We start from the raw sequence: 19,871 nt of genomic DNA, 5'->3' as shown, positions 1-19,871 counted from the left end.
CCCGGGCCATCCCATGAGCGCGCAGACCAACACCGTAAGCAAGATCCTGGAGCTGATCCGGCAAGACCGCCTGCCCGGCGGCGCCCACCTCACGGCCCAGAAACTGGCGGATCGCCTGCGCCTGTCGCGCTCGCCGGTCAATGACGCGCTGGGCATCCTGGAACAGCACGGCATCGTGGCGCGCAAACCCAACCGCGGCTACTTCCTGCAGCATGCCTATGACGCCCTGGCGCAAGCCCCCATGGACCTGGCCCCGCCCGCCGCCGACGACATCGTCACGCAACGCTATTTCCAGCTGGCCGACGAACTGCTGCGCGGTGAACTGCCCATGCAGTGCAGCGAGGCGCTGCTGCGCAGCCGCTACGCGCTGACCCAGGCGCAGACCCAGGCCTTGCTGGCGCGCGTGGCGCAGGAAGGCTGGGCGCAGCGGCGCCCGGGCTACGGCTGGGAATTCTCGTCCATGATGACCACGCCCGACAGCCTGTTGCAGTCGTACCGGCTGCGCCTGGCGCTGGAGCCCGCGGCCTTGCTGGAGCCCGGCTTTCGCATCGACAAGCCCGTGCTGGAACGCTGCCGCGCCGCCGAACGCCACCTGCTGGACGGCGGCATCGCCACCGACACGGCCGACCAGCTGCACGACCGCGGCGTGCGCTTTCATGAATCGCTGGTCGAAGCCTCGGGCAATCCGTTTTTCATCGACACCATCAAGCGCGTCAACCGCGTGCGCCGGCTGCTGTCGTACCGCTCGATGCAGGACCGCAGCCGCTACAAGCAGCACTGCGACCAGCACCTGGAAATTCTCGATCTGCTCGAACGCGAGCGCAACGAAGAGGCCGCCCAGGCGCTGGCCGCCCACCTGCGCAGCACGCTCGACAACCTGACCCGCATCAGCGGCATCCTCGCTTCGTAGGGCCTGCCTGGCATGGCCTTTTTCTTGTCTTACCGGAACAGGCCCTGGCCATGCACGTCTACATCGGTTCCCGCACCACCCGCGAACGCCATGCGCGCGGCGATGGCATCAGCGTCTTCGACTATGCGCCGGACACCGGCGCGCTGACGCCCACGCAGATCGTCGGCGACCTGGTCAACCCGTCGTACCTGCTGCCGCACCCCTCGCTGCCCGTGCTGTACGCGGTGCACGGAGACCGCCGCGAGGTCAGCACGCTGCGGCGCGATGCGCGCAGCGGCCGGCTGACTCCGTGGCGCAGCCAGTCGTGCGACGGCCTGAACCCCGTGCACCTGGCGCTGGCACCCTCGGGCCGCTACCTGATGGTGTCCAACCACCTGAGCGGCACGCTGGCCGTGCTGCCCGTGGCCGCCGACGGCAGCCTGGAGCCGGTGGCGCAGCAGATCGCCATGCCGGGCGAAGCGGGGCCGCACCGCAAGGAACAGCCCCACGCCAAGCCGCACTACAACCTGGTGGACCCGACCGGACGCTACGTGATGGTGCCCGACAAGGGCCTGGATCGCGTGTTCCTGCATGCCTTGCACGACGACCGCGTGGGCGATCCGGCGGTTCATGTCGCCACGGCACGCGAAGGGGCTGGCCCGCGGCACGCGGTGTTTCATCCCTCGGCGCCGTGGGCCTATGTCATCAACGAACTCGACAACACCGTGACAGCCTATGCCTTGGACGAACAGGCGTTGCGCCCCTTCCAGGTGCTGCCTTCGTTGCCCGATACGTACACCAGCAACAGCCGCGCCGCGGGCATCGCGATCGACGCGCGCGGCCGGCATCTGTATGTGTCGAACCGGGGCGACGACAGCATCGCGGTGTTCAAGGTGGATGCGCAGACCGGGCGCCTGGCCCCGGTGCAGCACGCCGCCACGCACGGCAGGACACCGCGCTTTTTCACGCTGGCGCCCGACGGCCGCTTCCTCTTCGCGCTGAATGAAGACAGCGACACGCTGGAACGCTTCCGCGTGCACCTCGACGACGGCACGCTCGCCCATGACGGCGGCACGCAGCCGGTCGGCAGCCCCGTCTGCATGGTGTTCGCGCCCAGGTTGGCATGAACGCCATGGCGGGGCGCAGGGCGTCGAAAAACAGGGCCGGCCCGGCCCTGCACGCGCTTAGAAATCCATCGACGCCGACAGCATCAGCGTGCGCGGCACGCCTTGCGAAATCGTGCCGTACGACGCCACGCCCGACCAGTAGCCTCGATTGAACACGTTGACCACGTTGGCGCGCAGCGTCACGTCCTTGCCCTGGATCTTCGTCGCATAGCGCGCGCCCAGGTCGAAGGTGGTCCACGACGGCACCGATTGCGTGTTGGCCTGATTGACGTATTCCTTGCCGGTGTGAATCACGCCGCCCGTCACCGTCAGGCCCGCCACCCACGGCGTATCCCATTCGGCGCTCAGGTTCGCCATCACACGCGGCACGCCCACCGGCTGGTTGCCCAGCACGGCGCGGTTGCTGGAGCGCGTCAATTCCGCGTCCAGCAGCGTCACGCCGCCCAACAGGCGCAGGCCGCGCAGCGGCTCGCCCGACAGGTTCAGCTCCAGGCCGCGATTGCGCTGCTCGCTGTCGGCCGCGTACACGTTGCCGGTCAACTGGCCGCTGGGCTTGGTGATCTCGAACGCGCTCAGGGTCAGCATGGCGCTGTCCAGGTCGACCTTGATGCCGACCTCTTTCTGCTTGGCCTTGTAGGGCTTGAACACCTGCCCCGCGTTGCTGGCGGTGGCCGGCGCCACGTCGCCCTTGCTCAGGCCTTCGATGTAGTTGGCATACAGCGACACATTGCGCCACGGCTTGACCACCAGGCCGGCCAGCGGCGTGGTGGCGCTTTCGTCGTAGCTGAGCGTGCGCGCGCCGGTGGTGGCGTTGAAGTTGCGCGACTCGATGCGTTGCTGGCGCACGCCCAGCGTCAGTTGCGCGCGGTCGTCCAGGATGCTCATCGTGTCGGCCAGCGCAAAGCCGGTCAGGTCCGACGACGACACCTTGGGCAGGTTGGCGGGCGCGGGAATGAACTGCTCGGGCCGCGTCACGGGATGGTAGATGTTGGACGACAGCGGCGTGCCCAGCACGCTGGCCTGCAGGTTGCGGTCACTGTACAGGCTGCCCATGAAACTGATGGCGTGGCGCACCGGCCCCGTGTCCACCTTGGCGCGCAGGCCCGCGTTGTAGGTGCTGCGGTCGATCTGGAACTTGGAGTTGTTCGGCGTCACCAGCGTGTCGCCGGCCGCGTTGACGATGGTGGGCGTCTGGTCGGACAGGCGCGTCACGTATGTGTCCGAGCCGCCCGCGTCGGCAAACACCGTCAGGCGGTCGCTGATGTCGTATTCCACGCGCAAGAGCGCCGACTGGCTGTCGGACTTCCACCACCCCCAGGGCTGGGTCGCATTGCGACGGCCGTCCGGCGCGCCCGGCACCTGCAGACCCGACGCCACCAGGAAGGGCCGCGTGGGCGCATCGACCTTTTCGTTCTGCATCACCACGTCCAGCGACGCGCGCAGCCGCGTGCCCTGATAGTCCAGCGACAAGGCGCCGATGTCGGTGCGCGAATGCAGATTGTCCAGCGGCGTATCGCCCTGGCGGTGCATGGCATTGACGCGCACGCCCCATTCGCCGTCATTGCCGAAACGCCGGCTCAGGTCCACCCGGCCGCCGAATTGCGACGAGCCCACGTAGTCGGCCGACAGGCGCGTCAGGTCTTCGGGCAAGGCGCGCTTGGGCACCATATTGATCACCCCGCCCACGCCGCTGTTGGGCGACATGCCGTACAACAGCGCCGCAGGGCCTTTCAACACTTCGACGCGTTCGATGTAGTCGGTGAACACGTGGTAGTTGGGCGCCACGCCATAGACGCCGTCAAAGGCGATCTCGCCCAGGTTGCCTTCGCCGATGGGAAAGCCGCGGATGTAGAACGAATCGGTCACGCCGCCGATCTGTCCGGTAAAGCGCACGGAAGAATCCACGTTCAGCGCATCGGCCAGGGTGACGGCCTGGCGGTTGGCCAGCAGATCGGACGTGTAGTTGGTGACGCTGAAGGGCGTGTCCATCACGTCCTGGTTGCCCAGCAAGCCCAGCCGGCCGCCGCGCGCCACCTGGTTGCCGGCGTATTCGACGGGCAAGGCCGAGGGGCTCACGCCCGCCGCGGCCACGGTCACGGCGGGCAACGTCGTCACGCCGGCTTCCGGCGCCGGCAGCTTGCGCAGCGAATAGGCGCCGCCACCCTGCTCGGCCAGCGCGTAGCCGGACCCGGCCAGCAGGCGTGCGAAGCCGTCACGCACCGTATAGACGCCGTTCAGGCCGCTGCTGCGCTGCCCCGCCAGCACGGCCGGGTCGAACGACAGCGGCACGCCCGCCGCCGCGGCGAATTGCGCCAGCACGTCACCCAGCGGGCCGGCGCCGATGGCGTAGGCCTTGCCGGCCGGGGCGCTGGCGGCATCGGCCGCGCGCACGGACGGCGCCGCGGTGGCTGCGAACAGCAACGCCACCCCCAGGCTGACGGCCCGCACCGCGCTCACCGCGGGCGATGGCGCGGCCGGGGTACGGTAAACGGACTGGGGATGCGAGCTTCGGGAAACCATGTGACGATCCTTCGTTAGGGGCTGGGCGTCGCGGCCGGGCCGCGATCATTCACCCGGTACACCGGACGAAGGCGAAAAAAGTGTCAGAACTTGGGCGATTGATTTGTAACGGTGTTGCGTCAGCGCGCCGTGACGCTGACCCAGTACGGCGTGACCCGGCTGATCCGCACCGGCAGCGTCTTTTCCAGCAGGCGCAGGCCGGCGTCGATGTCGTGCAGCGGAAATGCGCCCGACACCCGCAGATCGGCCACGGCCGGATCACAGCGCAGAAAGCCGCGGCGATAGCGCGCCAGCTCGTCCACCAGATCGGCCAGCCGCCAGTTGGTCGCGGCCAGCATGCCGTGCTCCCACGAAGCCTGTCCGGCATCCGCGTCGGTGGCCGCGGCGACGTGCCCGGCATCGAACACCGTCTGCTGCATGGCCTGCAGCACGCGATGCGTGCCGCCGCCCGCCGGCCCGATATCCACGGCGCCTTCAAATACCGCCACCCGCACGCGGCTGCCTTCGTCGCGCACCAGGAAGCGCGTGCCCAGCGCCTGCACCGTGCCCTGCGCCGTGCGCACGATGAAGGGCCGGTGCACCGGCGACGGGTCCTTGCCGGTGGTCAGCAGGATTTCACCCGCCCGCAGCCACACGACACGCTGATCCGCGGTGTACAGGATGTCCACCGCCGTGGCAGTGTTCAAGATCAGTTGCGTGCCGTCGGCCAGTTGCAGGCGGCGCTGCTCTCCGGCAGCCGTGCGGGCATCGGCCGCCCATTCGCGCCACGGCAGTTCACGCCAGGCCAGCCACGCGGCCGGCCCCAATGCCAGCAGGCCCGCCACGGTGCGCAGCACCTGACGACGCCCCGGCCGGTCCAGCCCCCGCAAGGCCTGTGCGCCCAGGGCGGGCGGCACCTGCCCGAAACTGCGCAGCATGTCCTCGGCGCGAGCCCAGGCCGCGGCGTGCGCCGCGCTACGGCCGCGCCAGCGTTCAAAGGCGGCATGGTCCGACGCCGACAGCGCTTCCGACTGGAACCGCACCAGCCAGCCGGCGGCCTCTTCCAGCAGCGCGCGGTCCGCCGCCGTCATGCTGCGCTCGCGTGATAGGCCACCAGGCAGGCCGTCAGCGCCTTCTGCATGTGGCGCTTGACCGTGGCCAGCGACACGCGCTGCACCCGCGCGATGTCGGCATAGGCCATGCCGTCGAATTGCGAAGCCAGGAATATCTCGCGCGTCTTGGCGGGCAAGCTGCGCAGGGTGGCGTCGATGGCGTACAGGGTTTCGAGGATCAGCGCCCGCACTTCCGGCGACGGCGCCTCGCACGGCGGCAATTGCGCCGCGGCCGCCTGGTAGGCGTCTTCCAGCGCGCGGCGGCGCCAGTGATCCACCACCAGGCCCTTGGCGATGTGCGTCAGCAGCGCACGCGGCTCGGCCCCGCCGCCCTCGCGCACGCGCGCCCCCATCAGGCGCACGAAGGTGTCATGCGCCAGGTCGGCGGCATCGAAGGAATTGCCAAGCTTCTTGCGCAGCCACCCGGACAGCCAGCCGTGGTGGTCGCGGTAGATCTGCGTGACAGCGTCGTTGGGCAGGGAGTCGGTCGAGGACACGGCGCGGCTCGCGATGGAATCTAAATGGGAATAATTATTATTTTATCCCATCACGGCCGCCCCGCCCCCGCGCTACAGTTTCGGCGCGTAGCGCACCGTCAGCATCACATTGCGGGGCTCGCCGTAGTAGTTGTTGCTGCTGATCGTGTTGTAGGACGGCACGTAGTATTTCTTGTCGAACACGTTGTTCAGGTTCAGGCCGAAGCTGAGCTCGGACGTGGCCTGGTACCCCACGCGGGCATTCCACACGGAAAAGCCCGCCAGCGCGAACTTGCGGTCCGAGCTCAGCGTGTGCGTCTGCGTGTTGACGCCAGCGCCCACGCTCAGGCGGTTCCAGTCACCCGGCAGCTTGTAGTTGGCCCACAGGCGCAGCATGTGCTTGGGCGTCCACGTGTTGAAGATCTTGCCCTGGTTGTCCGGGTCTTCCAGGTACTTGGTGGTGTTGTAGGTGTAGCCGGCGAACAGTTGCAGGCCCTGGATCACCTCGCCCGACACTTCCGCCTCGAAGCCCTGGCTGCGCACCTTGCCGGCCGCGCGCGAGCAATACCAACCGTCGCAGGCAAAGCCGTTGTCGTAGTCGGTCACCGAGCGGTTCTTGTGGTCGTAGCGGAACACGGCCAGCGCCACGTTGACGCGGCCATCGGCCAGTTCACCCTTCACGCCGGCTTCGTAGTTGGCGCCTTCCACCGGCTTGAGCAACGCGCCCGATACGCTGCGATCGGTCTGCGGCTCGAACACGGACGTATAGCTGGTGTAGACCGACCAGTCGCGGCTCAGGGCGTAGACGATGCCGGCATAGGGAATGAAGCGGCCGGATTCCGTCGTGGCCGAGGTCTCGCCGGCCGACCGGTACGTGAAGTCGTACCAGCCCACGCGGCCGCCGCCGATCAACGACAGCGACTCGGTGGGCTTGACGCGCCACGTGCCGTAGATGCCCTTCTGCCGGATGTCGTAGGCGCTGCGGCTGTCGTAGCCACTGGCGGCTGCGATGCTGTCGATATCCTGCCACGGCCGGTTGTGGTCGATGTCGAAGATATTGCCGTCGCTATCGCTCCAGGCCCGCGTGAAGCGGTCTTGCGTGGTGAGCTTGGAATAGTTCGCGCCCAGCACGACTTCCTGCTTCATGCCCAGCGCCGTGAAATCGCCGCTGACCGACATGTCCAGGCCGCGCTGCTTGCTGTCGAAGTCCACGCCGAAATTGCCATACGACAAGCCGCTGCCGTCGCGCTGCACCGCATCGGCCACGCGCTGGTGCACGGTGGTGTTCTTCTCGTTCATGGCAACGCCGCCCAGCTTGAAGCGCCAGGCTTCGTTGAAGCGGTGTTCCAGGTCGGCGTAGAACACGGTCTGGTCATTCTTGGCGCGGTTCCAGGTCGACCCCGTGTAGGTGGAACGCGGCAGGTCGATGTCGCCGCCATCGGCAAAGCGCGGAAAGCCCACGAACATGGGCCGCGAGCGGCTGAAGCGGTTGCTGACCGCGATGCCGGCGGTGGTGTCGGGGCTGATGTCGTAGTCCAGCGCCGCGTACAGGTTGCGGGTCTTGTCCCAGACGTAATCGGTGTACGAATGGCTGCGGTCATCGTCCAGCACCACCCGGCCGCGCAGCGTGCCGGCTGCGTTCAGCGGGCTGCCGGCGTCCAGCTGCAGGCCATAGCGGTCCCACGAACCGACCTTGCCCGTGACCACCACCGACGGTTCGGCGCCGCCACGCTTGCGCACCAGGTTGACGGCGCCGCCCGGGCTGCCGGCCCCTTGCAGCAGGCCGGCCGCGCCGCGCAGGATCTCGACGCGGTCGTAGAACACCAGCGAATCCTGTTCCCAGTTGCCCAGGCTGTAGTTGTTGCGCAAGAGCGGTACACCGTCGTACTGCAGCATGTCCACCGGAAAGCCGCGCGAGTTGATCGCGATGCCCGGGCCCACGCCTTGCACGCCCACCATGCCGGTGGTGTTGTTGATCGCGTCCGGCAGGCTGGTCATGTCCTGGTCGTCCATGCGCTGGCGCGTCAGGATGGTGATGGACTGGGGAATGTCCTTCAATGCCTGCGTGGTCTTGCCGATGGTGGCCGCGGGCGAGGTATACGACCCTGTGCCATCGGTGGTGGCCTGGTAGCTGCCGGTCACGGTCACCGGCGCCAGCGTCTGCGCCTGGCCCGTCCCCGCCTGGCGCAATCGATAGCCGCCCTCGCCGCGCGCCACGGCCTGCAATCCGGTCCCTGCCAGCAGGCGCGCAAGCGCCGCATCCACGGAATAGGCGCCCGACACGCCATCGGTGTGCGCGCCCTGCGTCAGCGCCGGGTCGGACGCCACCATCACGCCCGCCTGCATGCCGAAGGCGCCCAGCGCCGCGCCCAACGGGCCAGCAGGCACATTGAAGGACACCGTGCGCGCGGCCGGCGCGGCCTGGGCCTGGACGGACGCGGCGGGCCACACCGCCACGACCAGCGGCAGGGCCAGCGACAGCGCCACGCACAGCCGCGTGCGCGGCAGGACGCCGCGGCGGGCGGCATTCGCGGCGCGGGCCGCGGAAAGGGAATGGCAAGGCATGAAGAAGTCCTGGTTCACGAGGGAGGAATGCGACCCGTCGAGCGGGCTGCTTTCCCTACATGAAGCGTGAGAACGCCGATCACGCCGTTCCGGTTACAAATCAATCGCGTCAGGCCAGGTGCACGTTGACCCAGTAGCGCGTGTAGCGCTGCACCCGCACCGGCAACACGTCCTGCAGCATCGACAGGACCTGGTCCGTGTCGGCCACCGGAAACGCGCCCACCACTCGCAGCGGCGCCGCCTCCGGCGCACAGCGCAACACGCCGGGGCGGTAATGCCCCAGTTCGCGCAGGAAGTCGGCCAGCGGCATGGCATCGGCCAGCAGCATGCCATCCAGCCAGGCCGAGACGCCCGGCGCCAGCGCCGCCGGCACGAAATCGCCCGCAGCGGAAAACTCGGCCTGCCCGCCCGCCGGCACCCGCTGCGGCGCCGCGCCGGCCTGGCCGTTCGCGACATCCACCGCCCCTTCCAGCACGGCCACCCGGACCCGTCCCGCGCCCAGGTCGCGCACCAGGAAGCGCGTGCCCACCGGCGTCAGCACGCCGGCGCGCGTACGCACAGTGAAGGGACGGCCTCGCGGGTCCTGTCCGGTGGACACCAGGATTTCCCCCTCGCGCAGCACCAGCTCGCGCCGCGTATCCGTGTAGCGCAGGTCCACCGCGCTGCCGGCATTCAGTTCGACGCGGGTGCCGTCAGCCAGCACCACGCTGCGTCGTTCGCCCGTGCCGGTGCGCAGGTCGGCTGCCAGATTGCGCAGGGCCTCGCGGTCGTTGACGGCCCAGGCGCCCAGCCCGACGCCGGTCGCCGCCATCATCCAGCGGATGGCGTTGCGCCGCGCACGGATCAGCGGCGCCTGCTGCAGGGTGCGCGACGCAACATCGGTGCCGGCCTGCTCGGCGCCCAGGGACACGCCCCGGGTCAGCGCACCCAACCGTTGCCAGGCCAGGTCGTGGGCGGGCTGCGCCTGGCGCCAGCGCTCGAAGCGGTCGCGCTCGGTGGGCGTTGCGCCATCGCGCAGGCGCGCCCACCAATCGGCCGCCTGGCGGATCACCTTGGGGTCGAGCTTGCCGGCTTCCGGCGCCAGCGGCCGGAGCAGACGGGCGCTATCCAGCGGGCCGCTCACCCGTAGACCGCCGCGTAGCAACGCACCAGCGCTCGGGCCAGCGATTTCTGCACGGCGTTGGGCGTCAGGCCCAGGCGTTCGCCGATCTCGATGTTGGACAGGCCGTCGATCTGCGCCATCAGGAAAATGCGGCGGCTGGTCATGGGCAAGGTATCCAGCAGTTCGCAAACCTGTTCCAGCGCCTCCAGGATCAAGGCGCGCGACTCCACCGACGGTTCCACCGCCGCCGGTTGCAGGGCCAGGGATTCGGCATAGGCCGCTTCCAGCGCGGCGCGGCGCGGCGCGGCGCGCGCGCCCGATCAGCAGGCGATTGGCGATGGTGCGCAGGTAGGCGCGCGGCTCGCTCAAGGGCTGGGCGACGTTGGCGCGGATCAACCTTTCGAACGTGTCGTGGGTCACGTCGGCGGCATCGGACGCGTTGCCCAGCTTGCGATGCAGCACGGTGCGCAGCCAGGAATGGTGCGCCTGATAAACGGACTGCACCTCGGCGTGAGGCGCTAGGGAAGTGGAGTGCATGACGGCCCGGCCCCAGCCGGGACCACCAGAGACGTTAATGTAATGGAAACTATTCTCATTATAGTCCGGCTGCACGCCTTGAACAGATCCCCCGCCCCAACCCGCGGCGCCAGTCCCGTGCGCCGCAGGCCAGACGGCCCGGGCCGGGGGGTCAGGCCCGGATCGCGTCGCTGAGCTGTTCGGCCAAGAGCGCCAGCGCGGGTGTATCCAGCGCCTGCGCCGCGTAGCACAGGCCCACGCGGCGCGACAGCGCCAGCCCGTCCAGGGCGCGCGCCACCACGCCGCCCTGCTGGTCCACCAGCGAGCGCGGCGCGATGCAGGCGCCCACGCCGGCCCCGGCCAATTCCAGCGCCAGGCGCAAGGACGCCGCCTGTGCGGCGGGCGTATTGGCGGCGGCGCCGTAGTACGGCAGCAGGCGCTGATGGCTGGGGTGGTCGGGGCAGACGATCCAGTCGGGCGCGACATCGGCCGGCGCTCCGACCGGGGACGCAATGGCGTACGGGTCGTTCCACAGCGGCAGGAACAGTTCGTCTTCGCAGCGCTCGTCTTCGGTGGCCAGCCGGGCGTCGCCCGCGCACCCTTCCAGCAGGTGCAATTGCAGGGTGGGCACGGCCTGCCGCGCCCGCGCCACGAAGGCGCGGATATGGGCGCCGGCAATCTCGCCTTCGATGCCGATGCGCAGTTCGGCCACGCGGGCATCCTGCCGGAACTGACGGGTCAAGGATTCGGTTTGCGCGACCAGGCGGCGGGCCTGCGGGTACAGGATGCGGGCCGCGTCCGTGACGGACACGCCGCGCGCCTGGCGCTCGAACAACTGCGCGCCCAGCAGGCTTTCCAGGCTTTTGATGGTGCCCGACAAGGCCGGCTGGCTCAGGTGCAGGCGTTGCGCGGCGGCGGTGATGTTACGCTCTTCGAACACCGCAATGAAGGCGTTCAGCTGGCGGCTATCCATAAGTTTTCCCGATTGATGCAAGAAGAATAAACCATTTTTCAACCGGGAAAAGCCGCCATACACTGGTTTTCAGTCATTCTGACATACGAATCACCGATACCTGGAGCCCCACCATGAGCACCCCCAAACTTCCTCTCGTCGTTGTCACCGGCGCCAGCTCGGGCATCGGCCTGGCCACCGCCCGCCTGTTCTCGTCCCACGGCCATCCGCTGTTGCTGCTGGCCCGCCGCCTGGCGCCGATGCAGGCCCTGAACCTGCCCGACACCCTGGCCCGCCAGGTCGACGTGACCGACCGCCAGGCGCTGGCCGCCGCCCTGCGCGAAGCCGAAGCCCAATACGGCCCGGCCGACGCCATCGTCAACAACGCCGGCGTCATGCTGCTGGGCGACATCACCCGCCAGGACCCGGAACAATGGGACCGCATGCTGGACGTCAACGTCAAAGGCCTGTTGAACGGCGTGCATGCCGTGGCGGCCGGCATGGCCGAACGCGGCCGCGGCACCATCATCAACATCAGCTCGGTGGCCGGACGCAAGACTTTCCCCAACCACGTGGCGTACGTAGGCACCAAATTCGCCGTGCATGGCTTGTCGGAAAACCTGCGCGAAGAACTGTCGCCGCACAACGTGCGGGTGGTCACCATCGCCCCCGGCGCGGTCGAAACCGAACTGCTGGGCCACACCACCGATGACGGCATCAAGAGCGGCTACGAGGCCTGGAAGGCCGACATGGGCGGCAAGGTGCTCGCCGCCGAAGACGTGGCCAACGCCGTGTACTACGCCTACTCGCAGCCCCCCGGCGTGTGCATCCGCGAGATCGTGCTGGCCGCGACGCGGCAGCAGGCGTAGGCCCTGCACCCGCGCCGGCCTGGCTGGCCGGCGCCTCTGCAAACGCTAGAACGTCGCCTTCAGGTTCAGGAACACGCTGCGCGGCTCGCCGTAATACACCTGGTTGGCCACGCCGCCCAGGTAGTACTTCTTGTCGAACAGGTTGTTCACGTTCAGCTGCGCCGACAGGCGCGAATTGAAGTCGTAGCGCGCCATCAGGTTGAACAGCGCCGTGGCCTTCTGCTTGGCGGTCACGCTGCCCTCGTCCAGCTCGACGGTGCTGTACGTGCTGATCTGCCAGTTGACGCCGCCGCCGACGGTCAGCTTGTTCCAGGCGCCCGGCAGGCGATAGGTGGTGAACAGCATGGCGGTCGCGCGCGGGCGTTCGGTGTTGACCGACACGCCGTGCACGTCGCGGCTGGTGTAGTAGGTGCCGCCCAGCGTGGTGTTCCAGCCCGGCGCCAGCTGGCCCGTCACTTCCATTTCAATACCGCGGGTGGTGACGCCGTCGGCCGTCTTGTAGGCGCCGTCGGTGGACCCCGGCACCATGTAGCCCGGGTCCGGCACGCCGGTCTTGCTTTCCTTCACCTTGAACAGCGCCACCGACGCATTGAGGCGGCCGTCCAGGTATTCGCCCTTCACGCCCACTTCGTAATTCTGCCCTTCCACCGGGTCCAGGTAGTTGCCGCTGCGGTCACGGTAATCCTGGGGCTGGAAGATGTCGGTATAGCTGGCGTAGGCCGAATACGTGCTGTTGATGTCGTAGACGACGCCCGCGTAGGGAATCAGGCGCGAGTCTTTCTGGTCGCGGGTCGGCGAGCGCGATTGCCACGTGGCATAGCGGCTGCCGGTGATCAGCGTCAGGCTGTCGGTCAGCGACCAGCGCGCGGCGGCGTACGCGCCGCGCTGGTGCGTGATGGTGTCGCGCAGCGTGGTCGTCGTCCAGTAGGGCTGCGCGTACGAGCCGTCCCAGTCGTAGAACGAACCCGTGTCGGGCATCGCACCCTCGCGGCCATAGCTGTAGAAGTCTTCGCTGTAGCGGCTGCGCATGGCGCCCAGCACCAGCTCGTGGCGGCGGCCCAGCAGCTGGAACGGCCCCTTCACCTGCAGGTTCAGCGAGGTCTGCTGCGCATACGAATTCCAGTAACCCGGCAACGCCCCCAGGCCCTCGCCGGTGTCGCGATCCGGCTGGCCGTACAGGTACAGCAGCTTGGCGTCGTACTTGCTCTTGCGCAGCGACCAGTCGGCCTTGGCTTCCCAGTCATTGTCAAAGCGGTGCGATAGCGACGCAAAGGTGGTGCGCTGCGTGGTGTGCCAATAGGTCCAGTCGGCCGCGGTGGTCTTGGACCGGCGCCAATCGGTCGGCGTCCCGTCGCTGAACACCACCGGCAGGCTGCCCCAGGTGGTGCCGCGCGGCCGCTTGTCCTGCGAATCCATGCCCACGCTCAACGTGGTGGACGGCGTCAGGTCCGCATCGATCACGCCGTAGAACACCTTCTTGTCGGTGTGGTACAGGTCGATGTACGAATCCTTCTTCTGGTACAGCGCCACCATGCGTGCGCGCACCGTGCCTTCCTGGTTCAGCGGCGTGCTCAGGTCGACCGAGCTGCGGAACTGGTTCCACGAGCCCACGCCGGTGTTGATCGAGCCGGTGAATTCCCGGCTGTTGGCATGCTTGCGCACCAGGTTGATCGAGGCCGACGGATTGCCCGCGCCGGTCATCAGCCCCGTGGCGCCGCGCACCACTTCGATGCGGTCGTAGATGATCGAATCGTTGTCGGATTCGCCGTACATCGACAGGCCGATGGTGGTGGGCACACCGTCGTACTGCAGGTTGTCGATGTAGAAGCCGCGCGACCAGAAATCGGTGCGGTCGCTGTCTTCGGCCACCACCTGCACGCCCACCACACTGCCCATCACCTCGTCCAGCGACCGCAGGTTCTGGTCGTCGATGCGCTGGCGCGTCACCACCGACACCGACTGCGGCGTTTCTCGCAGCGACAGCGACAGCCCGGTCGCGCTCGCCGTCGCCGGCGTGGTGTAGGCCCCCGTGCCCTCGGTCACGGCCGGATCGCGCGCGCCCAGCACCGTCACCGGCGCCAGGCTGGCCACCTCGCCGTCGCGCGACAGGATGATGCTGTCGCCCTGCCAGCGGTAGGCCACACCCGTGCCTTGCAGCAGGCGGGCCAGCGATTGCTCGGGGCTGCCGCTCATGCGCAGGCCGGGGCTGCGCAATCCGGCGACCACCTCGGGCGCGTAGAACACGCGCTGGCGGGTCTGCGCGGCCCATTGCAGCAAGGCATCGCCCAGCGGCATGGCGGCGATGTCCACCGCCACGGACTGGGGAGAGGTTTGGGCTTGCACGGCGGGGCTGGCACCGAGTGCCATGGCCAGCGACAGCGTCAGGGAAGACAGGGCAAAACGGGTGGTGGCGCGCGCGGGGCGCCAGACAGGAAGGTTCACGGTCAGCTGCGGAATCGGTTCAACGGCAAGAAGGAAAGTCCCCGGGGCGGGAACGCGGCGCGACGCGCCTTCTCACCTAGAACGATGCAGCGGCGAAAAAACCTGAATGCTTCGTCCGATTAATTTGTAACGGTCAGCGCGCCGACACGTCGATCACGCCGTCTGCGGCGGGCGCCAGCTTTACCGGCGCCACCGCCGGCAAGGCGTCCAGCAGCGCTTCAGGGCGGTCCAGGCTGAACGAAGCGGACACGCGCAGGCGCCCCGCCCGGCTGTCGGCCACGCGCAAAGGCGTAGCCAGGTAGCGGTTCATCTCGCTGACTACCTCGATCAGCGGTGCATTCTTGAACACCACGCGCCCCGTCTGCCAGGCCAGCGCCGTGTCGACGTCGGTGGGCGCCGGCACGCCGATGGCGCCGCTGCCGGGCACGCGGATGCCATGGCCGCCGCGCAGCACCGCCAGGCCCAGGTTCCACCAATGGCCGCCGGTGACTTCCACCGTGCCGGAACGCACCAGCACCGTGACGACGTCTTCATCGCGCCGAACATCGAACACTGTACCGGTCACGCGGACCTCGCCGCTGCCGGCGCGCACCAGGAAGGGCCGCTCGGCATCAGGGCTGACGGAAAAGAGAATCTCGCCGCCCTGCAATTCAACCTCGCGGCGGCCGGCGTAGAACTTCACCTCGGCCAGCGTGTTGCCGTTGATCTCGAGCACCGAGCCATCAGGCAGCGTGACCTGCTTGCGCTCGCCGCGGTCGGCACCGACCACGGTCGTGAAGGACGGCGCCTCGCCGGGCAGGCTCCACCACCCCGCCAGGGCCACCAGCGCCAGCAAGGCGCAGGCGAAGCCCACGCGCAACGGCGCAGGTAACGGCAACCATCGGCGCCCCTTGGGCCGGGCCGGCACGGCCCCGCCCAGCAGGGCCTGGACGCGGTCTTGCGGCAGCCGCTCGGCCGCCTGCCCCAGCTGCTGCATACGGTCGAAGTCGCGCGCGGCGTCCGGCTGCTCGCGGCGCCAGCGCGCGAAGGCGCGGCGCTCGCGGCGCGTCATGTCGCCCGAATGCCAGCGGGCAAACCACCAGGCGGCGGTAGCGGGCTGGCGCGGGTCGTCGGCATCGCGGGTAAAGGACTCGGTCATCGGTGGCTGCCGTCCGCGTCCGGGCGCGGATCTGTGGTGAAGGAAACCTGCGTCACGGCGCGTGCTCGCGCAGACGCTCCTGCACGTATTCGATTGCCCGCATGACGTAGCGTTCAATCATATTCTTGGATAGCCCCATGTAGGTGGCCACCTCGGCCTGGGTCCAGCCTTCGATGCGATTCAGCACGAACGCCTGGCGGCACTTGGGCGGCAGTTCCGCCAGCACGCGGGCCAGGTCGTCGGCCAGGCGCGCGGCGCGCAGCGGCGCATCGGGGTCGGACGCGGCCGGCTGGTCGTCTTCGGCCAGGTCATCGAGCGGCACGTGCTGCTCGCGCCCCTGGCGGCGCCAACGGTCGATCAGGCGATGCCCGGCCACCTGGAACAGATAGCCGCGCGCCTTGGCCGCCACGCTGCCGTCCGCCTTGAGCAGATGCTCGATCGCGTCGTGCGCGGCGTCTTCGGCGTCGTGCCGGTTGCCCGACCGGCGCGTCCAGGCGCCGATCAGCTCGTCATAGCAGGCGAGCCATCCGGGGCGGGACGAGGCAGGGCGGGACATGGGGCGATCCGGTAGCGTAGGGTGGGAACGCTGCGGATTTTACAAATAATTCTCATTATCGCAACTGGCGCCCGCGTTCCGCGCCCGCTACGGGCCGCTCGCACCGGTCATGTCACCCAGGAAAATCAGACGCATCTGATCTGCCGATTCGGTCCTAATAATCCATCGGCACATGGCTCTGGGCCGCACGCAGCTCCTGGATGTGCCGTTCGGCCTCTTCGCGTTCGGCCGCCGGCGGCAAGGCGCGCCAGCTCACCATATTGCCCGGCGCCTTGGCCGGCATCCATCCCAGCACGCTGTACAGCGAAATCGCGGTACCGCCCGTGTCCAGCCTGGTCTCGTAATAGCCCTGCCGCTCTGGCGTCTTGTCGCCAGGCACCCACTCCAACTGAGACATCTTGTCGTCCTCTCGGTAACGCCCTTGCATGACACCGCCGTTCCCACGAAACGGACGCCGTCGAATTGATCGTATAGCGCTGCCTGCCTCCTGATAAGCGCACGATGCGCCGCCTTTTCAATTCTTGACAGAGGGGAATCCCTAGGATTTTTTCGAAACGCGATTGCTAAAGCGGGAACTCAGGCGCTAGGATGCCGCAAAGCATTCTTACAAAGCCCAGGTCGCCGGCACGATGCGGTCCCTGGGACAGCCCTCCCTCGGTTGCGGGCTTTTAAGGGCGACACCGGTATGCCGACATCGAGCTTCATGCGCTATCCGAAAGATCGGCTGGCGGCCCTGGCCGGCGCAAGCGCGCTGCGAGCCATCCGCGAAGGCCTGCTCTGGACGATGCCCTGCCTGCTGGTGGCCGCGCTGTTTCTCGTGCTGGCCATCGTGGCGCGCCAGCTGGGGCTGCCGCCCCATGTCGCCGATGTCCTGTCGGGGGTGCACGACAAGCTCAATGCCGTCATGCCGATGCTGGTCAGCACGTCCATCGGCTACATGCTGTCCATCCGCTACCGCGTCCCCAACCTGCCGGCCGCCTTCCTGTGCCTCTCGTACCTGGTGATCGCCGAGGGCCTCCTGGCGCCCTACCCGCACGCCGCCGCCACGCTGACCCTGTTCATCGCCATCGTCGCGCCGCTGGGCACGGTGCCGCTGCTGTCGTGGCTGCACCGGCGGCGCTGGACCCGCCTGGCGCCCGACGGCCTGATCGGCGAGAACGTGCGCGGCACGCTGAACATGGTGATACCGGGGCTGCTGGTCGCCGGGGTCGTCGTGCTGGTCCTGAGCGCGGTGCTGCGCGTGCCCGGCGTCACGCAGTTCAACATTCCCGTCGACCTGGCCTCGCTGGACAGCCCCTTCACCACCGGCCCGATGATGGCCGCGATGAACTCGATCTTCTGGTTCTTCGGCATCCACGGCTACCACGCCATGGCGCCCATTCTGGATGTGCTGGACCAGGCCACGTCGCTCAACGCCGCCAGCGCCGCCGCCGGCTACCAGGGCATGTATGCGCTGAACAGCACGCTGCTGGGCGCCTTTGCCTTCATCGGCGGGGCCGGCGCGACCCTGTCGCTGGTGGCCGCGATCCTGCTGTTCTCGCGCAGCGAATCACTGCGCCTGCTGGCGCTGGCCAGCATCCCGGTGTCGCTGCTGAACGTCAACGAGATCCTGCTGTTCGGCCTGCCCCTGATCCTGAATCCGCGCCTCTTGATCCCGTTCGTGCTGACGCCGGTGTGCAACGTCATCATTGCGCTGGCCGTGGTGCAGCTGGGCTGGCTGGACCCCGCCACCGTCACGCTGCCGCTGACCTCGCCGGTATTGCTCAACGCCTACCTGGGTTCGGGCGGCCACCTGGGCGGCGTCGTATTGCAGGTGTTCCTGATCGCGCTGGGCACCTGCCTGTACGCGCCCTTCGTGGTGGCGCTGGAACGACAGCGCAAGGCCGATGCCACCGTGTATTTCAAATCGCTGGACACCACCTTTCCGCGCCTGCAGGAAGAATCGCTGCTGTTCGCGCATGACCCCGTGGTATCGACCTACGCCAACCGTGCGCGCCGCAGCGCCGAGATCTCGCGCATCCGCACCATCAGCGAGTACGACTTCTATCTGGAATATCAGCCCCAGGTGTCGCTGCGCAGCGGCCTGTGCACCGGCTGCGAGGCGCTGCTGCGCGCCACCGGCCCCGAAGGCACGCAGCAGGCGCCGCTGGAGTTCCTGCGCTGGCTGGCACAGGCCGACCTGATGCGCGAGGTGGACCTGTGGGTGGCCAAGCAGGCCGTGCTGCAATGCCAGGCCTGGCGCCGCGCCGGTTTCGCCCTGCCGCTGACCATCAACGTCACCAGCAGCACGCTGACGTCGGCGTCGTACCTGGACAAACTGGTGAAGGTGCTGGAACAGGCCCGCGGCCAGGTCTCGGTGGAACTGACCGAAGACGCGCTGGTGGAAGACGCCGAGGCACTGCACACGGCGTTCGGCCGCCTGCACGGTATCGGCTGCCGCATCTACATCGACGACTTCGGTACCGGCTATTCCGCCCTGAGCTACCTGCACCAGTTCCAGATCGACGCGGTCAAGATCGACCGCAGTTTCGTGCTGGCCCAGCGCAGCGAACGCGGCGCGCAGGTGATGAGCGGCCTGCTGCGCTTTTGCGAAGCGCTGGACCTGCAGATCATTGTCGAGGGCGTGGAAACGCAGGAACAGATTTCGGCGCTGGAATCCAGCGCCGAAATCATCGTGCAAGGCTGGTTCTACAGCCGCGCGCTGCCGGGCGACAGCGTGGTGCAATTCGCGCGGCAGCGCATGCAGGCCGCCGCGCAGGACACTGCCGCGCCTACTTGATGCCGATGAACGGCATGGCCGAACCGGGCACCTGCGTAGACGGCAGCACGCCATCCCACTTCTCGACGGCGTTCAGGCTGACCAGGTTGGTGTTGGCGGCCAGGGCTTCGGCCTTGGCGCGGATGGACGCCGCTTCGGCTTCGCCGCGCATGCGGATGCCGTCGGCTTCGGCCGTGAACTGCTGGCGGCGCGCATCGGCTTCGGCCTTGGCCTTGACCACCTGGATCTCGGCGTTGATCATCGCCGTTTCCTTCTGCTGGCGCGTGGTCTCGATCTGCACCTGGGCCAGCATGCGCTGCTCGATGGAATGCTCGTAGGCCTGCGAGAAGCCCACTTCCTCGATCTGCACGCCCACCACCTGCACCGGCGCGCCTTCCATCGTCTTGAGCACGGCGTTGTTCACGTCCAGGCCCAGCTTCTGGCGTTCCTGGATGGCGCGCACGGCGGTGTACTGGCCGAACACGTTCTTGACCGCGTCGGGTGTCTTGCGTTCCAGCACGCGCATCTGCAGGTTGCCGATGGTGCCGTATTCGGAATACAGCTCGGCCACATGCTCGGACGGCACGCGGTAGGTGACCGACACGCGCAGCGTGGCCGGTTGCTGGTCATAGCTGTAGGCTTCCAGCTTCTCGAACACGAAGGTGTGGTCGCGCACCGACACCATCATGACGCTATCGATGAACGGCGTCTTGAAATCCAGGCCCGGCTCGGACACGCGCACCAGCTTGCCGTTGCGCAGCACCACGCCGCGTTCGCCCTGGTCCACCTGGAACCACGAGCCGAATGCAATGAACAGAATCAGCAGGAACAGCACGCCGGTGACCACGGCCACCATCAGGCTGCGCGGCT

At 68.1% G+C, this 19,871-nt stretch carries 16 protein-coding genes and 1 pseudogene; 4 read left to right on the top strand and 13 right to left on the bottom strand.

What is annotated here, in order from left to right:
- Positions 1-13 precede the first annotated feature (13 nt).
- Entirely contained in the window at positions 14-910 is an 897-nt protein-coding gene (locus tag U858_RS0121620) for a GntR family transcriptional regulator (RefSeq protein WP_025139248.1), read from the top strand.
- A 50-nt stretch (positions 911-960) separates the two neighbouring features.
- On the top strand, positions 961-2,016 hold the full coding sequence (locus tag U858_RS0121615; RefSeq protein WP_025139247.1) for a lactonase family protein: 1,056 nt from the start codon (positions 961-963) through the stop codon (positions 2,014-2,016).
- A gap of 57 nt (positions 2,017-2,073) precedes the next feature.
- Here U858_RS0121615 and U858_RS0121610 read toward each other — a convergent pair whose 3' ends face one another.
- The 8 genes and pseudogenes from U858_RS0121610 to U858_RS0121580 all read right to left on the bottom strand — a co-directional run bounded on the left by U858_RS0121610 (position 2,074) and on the right by U858_RS0121580 (position 11,259).
- Positions 2,074-4,536: a TonB-dependent receptor gene (locus U858_RS0121610; RefSeq protein ID WP_025139246.1), complete on the bottom strand. Its 2,463-nt coding sequence runs from the start codon at positions 4,534-4,536 to the stop codon at positions 2,074-2,076.
- A gap of 119 nt (positions 4,537-4,655) precedes the next feature.
- Positions 4,656-5,606, bottom strand: coding sequence for a FecR domain-containing protein (locus tag U858_RS0121605; RefSeq protein ID WP_025139245.1), 951 nt, complete (start codon positions 5,604-5,606; stop codon positions 4,656-4,658).
- On the bottom strand, positions 5,603-6,124 hold the full coding sequence (locus U858_RS0121600; protein ID WP_025139244.1) for a sigma-70 family RNA polymerase sigma factor: 522 nt from the start codon (positions 6,122-6,124) through the stop codon (positions 5,603-5,605). Before U858_RS0121600 ends, U858_RS0121605 begins: the two co-directional genes overlap by 4 nt.
- 72 nt (positions 6,125-6,196) lie before the next feature.
- The gene (locus U858_RS0121595) at positions 6,197-8,668 is read right to left on the bottom strand and encodes a TonB-dependent siderophore receptor (protein WP_081821683.1); all 2,472 of its coding nucleotides are present in this window, start codon (positions 8,666-8,668) and stop codon (positions 6,197-6,199) included.
- Between the two features lie 109 nt (positions 8,669-8,777).
- Positions 8,778-9,791, bottom strand: coding sequence for a FecR domain-containing protein (locus tag U858_RS0121590; RefSeq protein WP_081821675.1), 1,014 nt, complete (start codon positions 9,789-9,791; stop codon positions 8,778-8,780).
- On the bottom strand, positions 9,788-10,000 hold the full coding sequence (locus U858_RS36235; RefSeq protein WP_232786584.1) for a sigma factor-like helix-turn-helix DNA-binding protein: 213 nt from the start codon (positions 9,998-10,000) through the stop codon (positions 9,788-9,790). The genes U858_RS0121590 and U858_RS36235 overlap by 4 nt, the downstream gene beginning before the upstream one ends.
- 127 nt (positions 10,001-10,127) lie before the next feature.
- Positions 10,128-10,307: pseudogene (locus U858_RS36230) on the bottom strand (sigma factor); the annotation flags it as partial.
- 151 nt (positions 10,308-10,458) lie between these two features.
- A complete protein-coding gene (locus tag U858_RS0121580; RefSeq protein WP_025139241.1) occupies positions 10,459-11,259 on the bottom strand; it encodes a LysR family transcriptional regulator in 801 nt (266 codons plus the stop codon).
- A gap of 113 nt (positions 11,260-11,372) precedes the next feature.
- Between U858_RS0121580 and U858_RS0121575 the strand changes: the two genes are divergently transcribed.
- On the top strand, positions 11,373-12,107 hold the full coding sequence (locus U858_RS0121575; RefSeq protein ID WP_025139240.1) for an SDR family oxidoreductase: 735 nt from the start codon (positions 11,373-11,375) through the stop codon (positions 12,105-12,107).
- A gap of 45 nt (positions 12,108-12,152) precedes the next feature.
- Here U858_RS0121575 and fhuE read toward each other — a convergent pair whose 3' ends face one another.
- The 4 genes from fhuE to U858_RS0121555 all read right to left on the bottom strand — a co-directional run bounded on the left by fhuE (position 12,153) and on the right by U858_RS0121555 (position 16,640).
- Positions 12,153-14,474, bottom strand: coding sequence for a ferric-rhodotorulic acid/ferric-coprogen receptor FhuE (gene fhuE / locus U858_RS0121570; protein WP_369797705.1), 2,322 nt, complete (start codon positions 14,472-14,474; stop codon positions 12,153-12,155).
- A gap of 208 nt (positions 14,475-14,682) precedes the next feature.
- On the bottom strand, positions 14,683-15,687 hold the full coding sequence (locus tag U858_RS0121565; RefSeq protein ID WP_025139238.1) for a FecR domain-containing protein: 1,005 nt from the start codon (positions 15,685-15,687) through the stop codon (positions 14,683-14,685).
- A gap of 52 nt (positions 15,688-15,739) precedes the next feature.
- The gene (locus tag U858_RS0121560) at positions 15,740-16,243 is read right to left on the bottom strand and encodes an RNA polymerase sigma factor (protein WP_025139237.1); all 504 of its coding nucleotides are present in this window, start codon (positions 16,241-16,243) and stop codon (positions 15,740-15,742) included.
- Between the two features lie 154 nt (positions 16,244-16,397).
- Entirely contained in the window at positions 16,398-16,640 is a 243-nt protein-coding gene (locus tag U858_RS0121555; protein WP_025139236.1) for a hypothetical protein, read from the bottom strand.
- A gap of 288 nt (positions 16,641-16,928) precedes the next feature.
- Between U858_RS0121555 and U858_RS0121550 the strand changes: the two genes are divergently transcribed.
- Entirely contained in the window at positions 16,929-19,022 is a 2,094-nt protein-coding gene (locus U858_RS0121550; RefSeq protein WP_025139235.1) for a PTS sugar transporter subunit IIC/EAL domain-containing protein, read from the top strand.
- Here the strand turns inward: U858_RS0121550 and U858_RS0121545 are convergent.
- The gene (locus U858_RS0121545; RefSeq protein WP_115597002.1) at positions 19,015-19,857 is read right to left on the bottom strand and encodes a prohibitin family protein; all 843 of its coding nucleotides are present in this window, start codon (positions 19,855-19,857) and stop codon (positions 19,015-19,017) included. The two genes, U858_RS0121550 and U858_RS0121545, sit on opposite strands and share 8 nt — an antisense overlap.
- Positions 19,858-19,871: the final 14 nt, after the last annotated feature.

The sequence above is a fragment of the Achromobacter sp. DH1f genome (assembly GCF_000633435.1).
Lineage (GTDB): Bacteria > Pseudomonadota > Gammaproteobacteria > Burkholderiales > Burkholderiaceae_B > Achromobacter > Achromobacter deleyi.
Note: the sequence above shows the minus strand (reverse complement) of the source record. Positions and strands in the feature narration are given on the sequence as shown.